Here is an 11747-nt window from a genome sequence, read left to right on the forward strand (position 1 = left end):
GCCCCAAGCGTACGGCACCTCGCCTAGGCTCGGCGTTCCCTCACTCCGGTGTCCATCAGGGGGCATCGCCTACGGTCTGCTTCGCGACGACCTCCTCTCGATGTGTCCGGCTGCGCCGTACGGCGCTGCGCGCCCGCCCCCTGATGAACACCTCCACTCGGCCTCCCGATAGGGGCGGGTGGATCAAGATCAACAGCGGCAGGCGAGCTAACGCTCGGCCTGTTGAGTGGTTGGGGGGCGCTACTTTATTTTGGGTGGGTGATGTCCGTAGCAGCTGTCGAGCCTGCGAGGCTGCGTTCGAGGACGAAGTCCTCGCAAATCCTGGGAACACGGTTTTCCCGAACGAAAGCGGTGTCTGGTTTTACGACCGCTGCGCGGCCGAACGCAGCCTCGCAGGCTCGACAGCTGCTACGGGCGTAGTCCTGCGTGGCATTTCAATGTTGTGTAGAGTCCGATGCTGCGATGAGCGGTGGCTCAGGCAGTGATGTTTTTAGGCAAGCTCGTCGGAGATTTCCCGCACGTTATAGCGGTGTCCATGAACTGGCGTGAATTGGGCTTCATCGATAGGCTTCAGGTGTCACTGCACATTCAGTGACAGGGTGTAGGAACCCTTCAAAACCATGAGAGACGCGTAAGCGTCGACACCTGATTTGCGGCCGTTACTGTGTGCCCGTAAGATCAGCTGCGGCGGCTATGCGCGGGCACGCTTCGGCGTGGTCGAGTTTCTCTGGTACTCGGTATTCCTACCCCGCGTATAGCTGCCACCCAAGCCTGTAGGAAGGCCGATGGCAGCTTCCATACCTACTAGAGGCTTCAAAAATGAACACCTACACCCCCAATCCCCCCTACGTCCCGCCAACCTCCCATCCTTCCAACCGCTACATGGCCCTCACCAGCAACTGCTCCGACATGCCGACCCTGTTCGTCGACACCCACGCACCACTCGATATCCTGCTCGACGCTGCCCGTTATCGCATTCGTGCGGTGACTCAAGTGCTGGAGAACCTGGCCATGCGCGGGGAGATTGCCAGCGATTCGGTGATCCTCAACGATTTCGCCTTGCTGTGCGCCATTCCGTTGCGTGACGGTTGTGATCTGCTGGATGTGCTTGGGCGGCGGTTGCCAGAACCGGTTTCGGCATCAGTTAAATAGAGTGTTCAGTGCAGTCTGTCTTTTTCTCGATCCTGCGACAGGCTTTTCACGAATTACTCACATCCTGAAGCGCAGATTGAACTGACAAAAGGATTTGACCCCATCAAGCAGAAAGCCCGCCATGTGCGGGTTTTTTGCTGTTTGTCTGGCACGTTATGCGGCAACTGCTTGCCGTTGTTGCTTGAGCAACGGCACGGCACGCACGGAGCTGCCTGCTTGCAATTGCAGGCGCTTGGCGGTCAGGCGATCGACCAGCAAGCTGTTGCCGACCAGTCGGGCGCGGGCGGCGGTGATCCGGCAGTTTTCCAGGCGCTGGTTATGGATCAGCCAGAGCGGCGCGTTGTCGTCAGGTGTGCCGACCATCAGGTCCAGCGACTGGCTGTTGCGCACGGCACGGATTTTCGAGACCTGGGCTTCGATGACCGGGCCGCCGTCGAAGATGTCGATGTAACCCTTATGGGCAAAGCCTTCGTTGCAGAGGATTCTGCGCGCCGGTTCGGCGTTTTGGTGGGCCTTGCCGATCACCGCCTGGGCTTGCTCGGTGAGCAGGCAGGTATACAGCGGCTGACGTGGCATCAGCTCGGCGATGAACGACTTGTTGCCGAGCCCGGACAGGTGATCGGCGTGGCTGAAATCCATTTTGAAAAAATGTCGACCCAGGCTGTCCCAGAACGGCGAGCACCCGTGCTCGTCGGCGCTGCCGCGCAGTTCGGCGATCAGTTTTTCGCCGAACAGGTGCGGGAACTCGGCGACAAACAGCAATCGCGCGACTGACAGCAGGCGGCCGTTATGGCCCTGGCGCTGATCCGGGCGCAGGAACAACGAGCAGATTTCCGATTGGCCGGTCATTTCGTTGTTGAGGAACAAGGTCGGGATTTGTCGACGGATTCCCAGGTCTGCCGAGGTGTTGACCGTCAATCCGACGCGGTAGTTGTACCAGGGCTCGCGCAGCCCGACGGCACCTGCCAGGGCGCTGACGCCGATCACCCGCTGATCGTCGTCTTCGAGCACGAACAGGTAGTCGGCGTCGGCCCGCTCAACCTGACCGGCAAAGGTCCGCTGCGCCCAGCGTACGCGCAGGGTCAGACGTTCTTCGTTGGCCGGCAGCGAAGTGAACCCCGGGCCGGCGCTGCGTGCCAGCGCCAGTAACGCGGGCAGGTCGGTCATTTGAACCGGGCGCACGATCATGATGGAGCTCCTTGAGTGCGGAAGACCTGCTTCATAGCGCAATCAGCCGAATCGGGCCGCCATTGTCCAGTTGCAAGGCGTCAAGCTGAGTGGCGTCGAGCAGGACGGGTTCGTCTGCGCTCCAGTCCAGTTCGGCGACAATCGCCCGGTAGTTTTCCAAAGAATCATTGCTCAGCAGGTACGGCGTCTTGCCGCCGCTGTGTGAACTCAAGCGGGCAACGGCCGTGCGGGTCTGGGCGATCGAACGAATGCTTGGGGTGCGTGCAAACAGTGTTGGCCCACCGTCGAAGAGGTCGATGTAGCTGTTGGTCTCGAAGCCCTCACGTTCAAGGATATCGAAGGCTTCCTGGCCATCCGGATGAATCCGGCCAATACACGCCTGAGCGCTTTGCGGCAGCATCGGCACGTAGATCGGGTAGTGCGGCATCAATTCGGCGAGAAAGCTTCGGTTCTGCAAGCCGCAGAGACGTTCGGCCTCGACGTAGGGCAGGTCGAAAAAGTGCTTGCCCAGTGCATCCCAGAATGGCGATTCACCCGCGTCGCTGCTGTAGCCGACGATTTCGGTAATCACGGCGTCGGAAAAGCGTTGCGGATGGGCGGCGATGAACATCAGTCGGGCCCGTGAAAGCATTTCCGAGGAGGGCGTGCGTTCAAGCTCGGTGTTGATGTGAAAACCGCGCAGCAAGGTATGGGCGCTGAGGTCCTGGCATAACGACAGCGCCGGCACCCCGTGATGAATGTTCAGCTCGCGCGACTCACTGGTGAACGGGCGATTGCGCAGGCTGTAGAAGGGCTCGTTGAAACCGGCGGTCGCGAGGACTTCCGAACAGCCCAGCAGCCGTTGACCGGCCAGATCTTCCAGCACGAAGAAATAGTTCTCCGGACCCTGGCTCTTCACGTCACTGGCAAACGATGCGCAGGATGCGAGAATCTTCTGACGCAGGCGCTCGGTGTCGTCTGGCAACGAGGTGACACCCACCAGGCTGTCACGCGCAAGTTGTTGCAACTGAGTCAGGTCGGATAACTGAACTGGGCGTAAGGCCAGCATGGATGCACTCCTGTATCAAAGGGCCTGATACCGGGCATCAGGCTTGACTATCACTGTCGGTTTCCACGCACTACAACGKCGGTCGGCTAATCCTTGTCAGCGACCGCTCGACGTTTTAAGTACTGACCTTTTCTAACTGTTGGAAGGGTCCGGCAATACAGCGCTGGCGCCGATTCTGTTGAGGAAAAACAGATAGACCAGGCCTGCTGCAATCCAGATACCGCCGAGCTTTTGCGCATCGACACCCATGTTGTAAAGGATGGCGCTGACGATGATGAAGCCGATCACCGGGCAAACCAGGTGACGGATCAACTGGCCGGACTTCTGCCGACGCCAGTAGTAGTTGATCACCGTCAGGTGCAGCAGCATGAAGCCGCTCAAAGCCCCGAAGTTCACCAATGAAGTCAGGGTGTCCACCGAGTTGATGAACAGGTAGCAGATCAGCAGCGACAGCACCGCCACCAGGTAAATGCTGATGTACGGGGTGTTGTGTTTCGGATGGACTTTGGCCAGTACTTTGGGCAGTTTGCCGTCGCGTGCCATGCCAAATAGCAAGCGCGATACCGCGGCTTGCGAGGTGATCGCCACCGCCACGCCCCAGGCCAGTGCCGTGGCTACACCGGTGACAGTCGCCAGCCAGCTGCCGGCAGCGATTTCGGCGATTTCATAGAATGCGGTATCGGCGGACTTGAAGCCCATGCCGGCGGCCAGGTCCGTGGCAATCCAGGTCTGCACGACGAAAATCACCCCCATGACCACCAGCGTGATCAACGCGGCTTTGCCGACGCTGCGGCCTGGATCGCCCTTGATCTCTTCGGCCAGGGTCGAAATCGCATCGAAGCCTAAGAACGACAACACCGCAATCGACACCGCTTGCATCAGCAACGCGAAGTTGAAGTGTTCAGGGTTGTACAGCGGCGCCAGGGTCAGCTGGCCGTTGCCGGCGCCACCGTGCAAGGCGGTCCAGGCGTAGAACAGGAAGATTCCCAGCACCACCAGTTGTGCCAGCAGAAAGATGATGTTCATCCGTGCGGTAAAGGTGATTCCCCGCAGGTTGACGAAGGTCGCACTGACCAGGAAGGCGAGGATGAAACCGACCTTGGGAATGTCCGGGTACAGGTGATTCAATGCCATCGCCGCATACACGTAGAGCAGCGGCGGGATCAGCAGGTAGTCGAGCAGCATCAGCCAGCCGGCGATAAAGCCGACATGCGGGTGCAGCCCGCGTTGAGCATAGGAGTAGACCGAGCCGGCGATCGGGAAGGCCCGCGCCATGCTGCCGTAACTCAAGGCGGTGAACAGCATCGCCACCATGCCGATGATGTAGGCCAGCGGCACCATGCCGGGCGCCTCCTGGTTGACGTAGCCGTATACGCCGAACGGGGCGATGGGGATCATGAAAATCATCCCGTAAACCACCAGATCGGTCAGCGACAGGCTGCGTTTCAACTCTTGCTTGTAGCCGAATTCTTCTATTTCCATGAAGCCGTTCTCCTTGTAAGCCACTATGGCAATGTGTTTGAAACAGGCAGGTAAAAACACGCTACAGCGTTTGTTATCGTTGTTTTACCGGTACAACCATCCATGTTTTTTCAGCTTGAAACGGTTCGCTTGAGGCCGTGGCTCTACAGCAGTGGTGCCAGATAATCGCTCCAGGTCTGGACCGCCAGCCGATTGCGCAACAGGTCGTTGCGCACCTCGATCAGCACCGAGTCGATGCCACGGGCGTCGCCGTGAACCGGCACCGTCATGTCGGCGGCCGGATTGATTTTGTAGGGCTGGTTGCCGGCGACCCGCAATGGATGCCTGGCCAACCCGTCGATCAGCCGGTTCGCATACTCCTCGGCCTRCCCATACAGCACGCCGGCTTCCAGCGCTCGAGGCTGGCCGAAGTAGATCGGCGTGAAGCTGTGAATACCCACCACCCGCACGGTGAGGCCCTCGGCCACGCGGGCATCGATCAGTTCGCCAAGGCGTGTGTGAAACGGCCTGAACAGGCACTCGCGGCGGTAGTCGCGGGTCGTTTCGTCGAGGTTCTGATTGCCCGGCACCGGGTAAGAACTCGGCGGACTCAGTAGAGACGTGCATAGTGCTCACAGAGTTGGGTGGGCGACAGGTGTTGGGTCAAGGCGAGTTCCTCGGTTTTGACGGCGAAGTAAGTGTCGAGCAAGGCGCTTGGCAAGGCTTCAAGCAAGGCTTCGCTGCCCCGCAAGTGGCTCAGGGCCTGCGCGAGTGACGCGGGCAGGGCGACGATGCCGCGGCGCTGGCGTTGTTCTTCGTTCAGCGAATCCGGGACTTCATCGGTGATCGCGTTCAACGCCAGGCGTTGTTCGATGCCCAGTCGGCCGGCAATCAGCACGGCGGCCATCGCCAGATGAGGCGAGGCCGTGGCGTCCATGGCGCGGAATTCGAGGTTGTATTGCGCGGCCTCGGATTTGCCGCCCAGGCTCACGGTCGGGCAGATCCGCAGCGAGGCTTCGCGGTTGCGTTGGCCCAGGCACGCGTACGATGCGCTCCAGTGATGCGGTTGCAGGCGCTCATAGGAAATCGGTGTCGGCGCAGTCAATGCGCAGAGGGCCGGCAAGTAGTGCAACACGCCTGCGGACCAGTGCTGGCCGAGGGTCGACAGGCCATTCGCAGTCCCGGCGTCATACAACACCGGATCGCCGGACAGGTCGTGCAGGCTCAGGTGCAGGTGCACGCCATTGCACACCGCGTGTTCCGAGGTCTTGGGTGCAAAGCTCAGGTTCAGGCCCATTTGCCGGGCGATCTCACGGGTGATCTCGCGCACGTTGACCGCGCGGTCGGCCGCCGCGACACCCAGGGTCGGCCGGCAGGTGATTTCGTATTGGTGTTTGCCATATTCGGGCAGGAACATTTCCGGCTCGACCCCACCTGCGCGCAGGGCGCTGAGCAGCCAGCCGCCGAACGCCGCGCCCTGACGCTGGGCTTCCAGCGAAAACGCCAGATGCTCGGCCTGGGCGCTGCCGGTGGTGAGGTTGAATTCGTGCTCGAAGGCCGACGTGATCTGCAGCCCCAGTTCATCGTGGTAACGCTGTACTTCGTTGCGCAGCAGCGTCYGCGGGCAGGCAGCCCATGGGCGGCCATCGGTTTCGCAAATGTCGCCATGGATGAAATCCAGGGCCGGCGCGCTGGCATCGGGACCGTTGCCGACCGTCACGCGACTGGCCAGGTCGGGGATCAGCCGCAAGTCGCCGTAGGCGCCCCATGGGTTGCTGGAGGCGATGATGTCTTGCGGGGTCAGCGCGCTATTGGCCGGGACCCAACMGCAACCGGCGGTCTTGTAGTGTTCGAGTTCATCGGTCGGAAACGACCGGCCGCGGGTCACGCCGATCAGGTCCGTGGTGACGATGGTGGTCATTGCCACAGGCGTCAGGGGCTCACTGCTGTTAGCGCGGCTCATGCCTGCAACGCCTGCAAACGGTCGACCACGGTTTGGGTGTCGGTGATCCAGCAATAGCCCTCGATCGCATTCAGGCACGCCAGATGGCGTTGCTCGGTGTAGGTCGCGCAGGCGTCTTCTACCAGTGTTACCAGATAGCCGCGATCAGCCGCATCGCGCACCGCCATGTCGACACACTGGTCGGTGACGATGCCGGCGATGATCAGGTGGCGGGTTTGCAGATTGCGCAACACGTAGTCGATGTTGGTCGAGTTGAAGACCCCGGAGGAGGTCTTGGGCAAGACGATTTCGTTTTCGACCGGTGTCAGCTCTTCAATGATGGCGGCGTGCGGGCTGCCTTTTGGCAGGTGCATGTCCGACAGCTTGTGGTCCAGCGAGCGGTCGCGACCGTCGGCGGTGAGGCTTTCGATGAGCGTGTGCAGAACGTTCTGCCGAGCCGTGCGCACGGCGGCCAACAGCCTGAGCTGGTTGGGAATCACCTGCTGGCGGGTGCGCTCGAGGAAATACCTGGCGTCAGGCCCTTGCAGATGCGGGTCGAACTGCGGCTCAAGCCAGGCGCGTTGCATGTCCACCAACAGCAGCGCGGTGTGGTCGGTGACAAACGGCAGGTCGCGGGGCGAGTGATGGGGGAGCATAAACATCCTTATTTTTCCTCCAGCAGGTGAGTGGTGAAATCGCTTCGTAGTGCATCGATGCCTTCGAGCCGCTCGGCAAGATCGGGGCAACGCAGCGTCAGGCAGGCAATCAAGGCTTCGACCTGGGCCAGCGCCGGCACCAGGGTGTCGAAGGCCGACGCCGACTCTACGGGCGCAGTGATCACCAGATCGGCCATCTCGCGCAGCGGCGAGGCGTAGATATCGGTGAACAGCACGACGCGCGCATGCCGGTTCCTGGCCGCGCTGGCGACGCGCAGTGCCTGGGATTGATAGCGTCGATAGTCGAACAGCAACACCACATCCTGGCGTTGCACATCGAACAGCCGATCAGGCAGTTGCGCGTTGTCTTCCAGGGCAAAGCAGCCCGCACGCAACAAGCGCAAATGATTAAGCAGGTAGTGGGCGAGGAAACTGCTGAAGCGTCCGCCGAAGCAATGCACCTGATGCCGTGTATCCAGCAGCCACTCCACCAGAATGCGCACATCTTCGGGTTGGGTCAGGGCCTGGGTGTCGAGCAGGGCACGGTGACTGTCCGCCAGATAATGGGTCCAGGCATCGTCTTGCTTGAGGTGCGAACGCGGTTGCAACAGCGCGCTGGGCGAGCGCAGTCGATGATCCATGTCGCTGAGGAGCGCGTCCTGGAAATCGGCATAGCCACCGAAGCCGAGCTTTTTCACCAGGCGCACGATGGTCGGATCGCTGACGCCGGCATGCTCGGCCAGGCGCGACATCGGGCCCAGCCCGTTACGCGGGTACTGGTCCAGCAATGCACGTATGACTTTGCGTTCCGACGGTGTGAGGTCCAGGCCGGGATCGGTGATCCGGTCTCTGAGTGAGGGCATCCGAGCTCCTGCTAGAGGGGTGTGTTGCTTTTATTTCATAATCCGTTAAATCAGTATTTATGTAATTTATGCTACATGTCTAGTGAATTTTTCCATGTGCCTGAAAAGCACTGAAGTGGGGCGAAAGTCTTGTCCGACAAGGCCTGCGTGGGTTTCGCTTGATGTTGTACGCTAGTGCTTTAATTCGTGTAGGAAACTGGCGCGTTTTCCACGGATAAGCCGTTGGACTCAATGACGCACAGCAAGGTGAAGCATTCATGAAGCAGCTACTGGTCATTGGCATCGGTGCCGGCAATCCCGAATACATCACGATGCAGGCGGTCAATGCGCTGAACCGGGTCGATGTGTTCTTTCTGATGGACAAGGGGCAGAGCAAGGACACGCTGATCGACCTGCGGCGGGAAATCTGCGAGCGCTATATCACCGATCCGGCTTATCGCTTCGTCGAGGCCCACAGCCCCGAGCGGGTGCGTGGCGATGTGGACTACAACGCCAGCGTTGTCGATCTGAACCGCGACAAGCAACAGATCTTCGAGCGCTTGATCAACGAAGAGATGACGGACGACGAGTGTGCGGCGTTTCTGGTGTGGGGCGATCCGGCGTTGTATGACAGCACCCTGCGGATCTTGCAGGCGATCCTCGATTCCGGTCGTTGTACCTTCAACTTTGAGGTGATTCCCGGCATCAGCAGCGTCCAGGCCTTGGCGGCGCGGCACAAGGTGCCGTTGAACCGGATTGGGCGCTCGGTTGAAATCACCACCGGCCGCCGACTGGCTGCGGGCCAGGTCAGCGAGGCTGACAGCCTGGTGGTGATGCTCGATGCAGAAGATTCCTACCGGCAGGTGGCCGATCAGGAGCAGCAGATTTACTGGGGCGCCTACCTTGGCACGCCGGATGAAATTCTCATTTCCGGCAAGCTCAAAGACGTTGCGCAAGAGATAACGCGGGTCAGGAAAGCTGCACGGTTGGCCAACGGCTGGATCATGGACACCTATTTATTGCGCAAGCCTGAATCGCCAGAGTGAGCGCGGCTGTCAGTAGACCCAGACTTCCACCCGGCGATTCTTGATCCGTCCTTCATCGGCACTGTTGGCCGCCACCGGCATTTCGGCTCCGAAGCCACGAATCTCGCGAAACACCACACCACTTTTCACCAACTCGCGGCGCACGGCCATGGCACGTAGCCTCGATAGCAGGGCGGCCCGCTGCGAATCGGTCTTGGCATCGCCGAAGCCAACCAGTGTCACCTGTTTGTTCAGCTTGTCGTGCTGCTTTAAATAATCGAGCACCCGCGACAGGTCCTGCCGGGCCTTGTTGTCCAGGCTGGCGCTGCCTTCTTCGAAGCGAAAATTCACGCTGAGTCGTTTTGCGTGTTCGATGATTGCCCGGTAGCCGTCGGGCATCTGCGGGTTCGGCGCGACGTTCATGGCCCAGTTCCTTGAAGGTGTCATAGGTGCCCGAATGGTCATCCCGGGCGTAGAGGTTTACAGGGCCACCGGTGCCGCCGAGTTCTTCCCAGGTTTTCACTTCACCGCTGAAAATCCGCGCCAGTTGTTCGGTGTTCAGCTGGGTCAGTGGGTTTTTCGGATGCAGGATGATTGCCAGGCCGTCGATGGCGATGACTTGCTCGGCGTTCGGGCTTTTCAGGTCGCCGAGGGTTTCGAGGTCGACCAGTTCGCGGTCCTTGATCGGACGCGAAGACGCTGCAAGATCGGAGCTGGCGTTTTTCAGTGCGGCGAACCCGGTGCTCGAGCCGTGGGCGGCGATGTCCACGACCACCCGCCGACCTTGGGCCGTCTGGCCGACAATCTGCTGCTCGTTATCTCTGTCCGAGACTTCGCTATGGACCTTCAGCAGCCCTTGTTCCAGCAACAACCCTTTGACCAGCGCCGGGCCCAGGTCCGCACCGATGGTGTTGGAGCCTTGAATGCGCAGGGCAGGCCCACGCTCGGGTATCGGCAGCGCAGCGGCGGTGGCAGAGAGAGGAAGCAAACCGCAGAGCAGCAGCGGTAACAGGACGCGCAGCATCGAGCCGACACCTTTTAAGGTCACAGGAAGTGTCGGGAGAATAAGACAGAAAGGTTGCTGAAATATGACGATGTTAACTGTGGGAAGAGCCGGGCGACGTTCGTCTGCTCGCGATGAGGCAATGCCTGTCACATTTAAAGTGACTGACAGATTGCTATCGCGAGCAGGCTCGCTCCCACATTAGTTTGTGTTGATCTCTGGAAATCAGCTCAGCTCAAGCCAGATCGGCGCATGGTCCGAAGGTTTTTCCATGCCGCGCAGTTCGTAGTCGACACCGGCGGCCTTGACCCGTGGCAGCAGCCCTTGGGAGGCGAGGATCAAGTCGATGCGCAGGCCGCGCTTGGGCTCGTCTTCAAAGCCGCGGCTGCGGTAGTCGAACCAGCTGAAGCGATCTGTCACGTCCGGGTTCAGGTGGCGGAAGCTGTCCACCAGGCCCCAGTTCTTCAAACGGGCCATCCACTCGCGCTCTTCCGGCAAGAAGCTGCATTTGCCGGTTTTCAGCCAGCGCTTCATGTTGTCCGGGCCGATGCCGATGTCGCAGTCTTCCGGGGAAATGTTCACATCACCCATCACCACCAGCGGCTGGTCATTGCTGAACTGGGTTTCGAGCAGCGTCTGCAAGTCGTTGTAGAAGCGCTCCTTGGCCGGGAACTTGGTCGGGTGGTCGCGGCTTTCACCCTGTGGGAAATAGCCGTTCATGATCGTCACCGGTACGCCGTTGGCATCRGCGAACGTGCCCCAGATGAAGCGGCGCTGGGCGTCTTCTTCATCGCTGGCAAAGCCTTTGTGCAACGCGAGCGGTGCCTGGCGCGACATAAGGGCGACGCCGTAATGACCTTTCTGGCCGTGGAAGCTCACGTGATAACCCAGCGCCTCAAGCTCGGCGAGCGGGAACTGGACGTCATCGACCTTGGTTTCCTGCAAGCCGATGACGTCCGGCTGGTGCTTCTCGATCAGTGCCGCCAGTTGATGGGGGCGGGCGCGCAGGCCATTGATGTTGAACGAGACGATCTTCATGGTCGGCAGTCCTGGCAAAAGTGCGATGCTAGCTGACATGTAGGAAGGGAGCCAGCGTGGCAGTAGGGCAGATGCACTGCTAATGTCCTTTAATGTGGGAACGATCACCGTTGCACCGGGTTCGTATTAACACTTGTAGCAGCTGCCGAGCCTGCGTTCGGCTGCGAAGCAGTCGTTGAATCAGGCAGCGCGTTTGTCCAGGTAAAACGTCGATCCAGGATCTGCGAGGACTTCGTCCTCGAACGCAGCCTCGCAGGCTCGGCAGCTGCTACGTGGCAGTCCTGCAGTGTATTTCAACGGGGGAGATAGACCGTCATGCCTGAAACCTCAACTGCCATCGCTGATGTCCACCGGCTCGACAGTGGCTATTCGCACGAAGCTCGCTCCTTGCT

Annotated in this window: 9 protein-coding genes and 3 pseudogenes; 3 read left to right on the forward strand and 9 right to left on the reverse strand. The window is 60.2% G+C overall.

The genetic code is table 11. The features are described from left to right. Positions 1–819: 819 nt before the first annotated feature. A complete protein-coding gene (locus AC1DH9_RS21085; protein WP_054597882.1) occupies positions 820–1152 on the forward strand; it encodes a hypothetical protein in 333 nt (110 codons plus the stop codon). Positions 1153–1305: 153 nt separating this feature from the next. Here the strand turns inward: AC1DH9_RS21085 and astA are convergent, their stop codons facing one another. The 7 genes and pseudogenes from astA to AC1DH9_RS21120 all read right to left on the reverse strand — a co-directional run bounded on the left by astA (position 1306) and on the right by AC1DH9_RS21120 (position 8310). Beyond that, positions 1306–2340 carry an arginine N-succinyltransferase gene (astA, locus tag AC1DH9_RS21090; RefSeq protein ID WP_427546558.1) on the reverse strand — a complete coding sequence of 345 codons (1035 nt, stop codon included), beginning with the start codon at positions 2338–2340 and terminating at the stop codon, positions 1306–1308. A gap of 31 nt (positions 2341–2371) precedes the next feature. After that, complete coding sequence (locus AC1DH9_RS21095) at positions 2372–3388, reverse strand: arginine N-succinyltransferase (RefSeq protein WP_427546555.1); 1017 nt, start codon at positions 3386–3388, stop codon at positions 2372–2374. 132 nt (positions 3389–3520) lie between these two features. Beyond that, positions 3521–4870: an APC family permease gene (locus tag AC1DH9_RS21100; protein WP_427527380.1), complete on the reverse strand. Its 1350-nt coding sequence runs from the start codon at positions 4868–4870 to the stop codon at positions 3521–3523. Between the two features lie 143 nt (positions 4871–5013). Beyond that, positions 5014–5445, reverse strand: a pseudogene (locus AC1DH9_RS21105) (N-formylglutamate amidohydrolase); the annotation flags it as partial. 14 nt (positions 5446–5459) lie between these two features. Continuing rightward, positions 5460–6812, reverse strand: a complete 1353-nt coding sequence (locus tag AC1DH9_RS21110; protein WP_477808725.1) for a type I glutamate--ammonia ligase — start codon at positions 6810–6812, stop codon at positions 5460–5462. Continuing rightward, a complete protein-coding gene (locus AC1DH9_RS21115; protein WP_427546547.1) occupies positions 6809–7453 on the reverse strand; it encodes a cysteine hydrolase family protein in 645 nt (214 codons plus the stop codon). Before AC1DH9_RS21115 ends, AC1DH9_RS21110 begins: the two co-directional genes overlap by 4 nt. 2 nt (positions 7454–7455) lie before the next feature. Then, complete coding sequence (locus AC1DH9_RS21120) at positions 7456–8310, reverse strand: MurR/RpiR family transcriptional regulator (RefSeq protein ID WP_427546544.1); 855 nt, start codon at positions 8308–8310, stop codon at positions 7456–7458. Between the two features lie 257 nt (positions 8311–8567). Here AC1DH9_RS21120 and cobF point away from each other — a divergent pair, with 257 nt between their 5' ends. Continuing rightward, positions 8568–9335, forward strand: a complete 768-nt coding sequence (gene cobF / locus AC1DH9_RS21125; protein ID WP_427546541.1) for a precorrin-6A synthase (deacetylating) — start codon at positions 8568–8570, stop codon at positions 9333–9335. 9 nt (positions 9336–9344) lie between these two features. Here the strand turns inward: cobF and AC1DH9_RS21130 are convergent. Next, positions 9345–10338 (reverse strand): annotated as a pseudogene (locus AC1DH9_RS21130) (phosphate ABC transporter substrate-binding/OmpA family protein). A gap of 204 nt (positions 10339–10542) precedes the next feature. Further along, positions 10543–11355, reverse strand: coding sequence for an exodeoxyribonuclease III (xthA, locus tag AC1DH9_RS21135; protein ID WP_103317224.1), 813 nt, complete (start codon positions 11353–11355; stop codon positions 10543–10545). Positions 11356–11670: 315 nt separating this feature from the next. Between xthA and AC1DH9_RS21140 the strand changes: the two are divergent. After that, positions 11671–11747: pseudogene (locus AC1DH9_RS21140) on the forward strand (GNAT family N-acetyltransferase); the annotation flags it as partial.

It is taken from the genome of Pseudomonas sp. 05T35 (genome assembly GCF_056396605.1).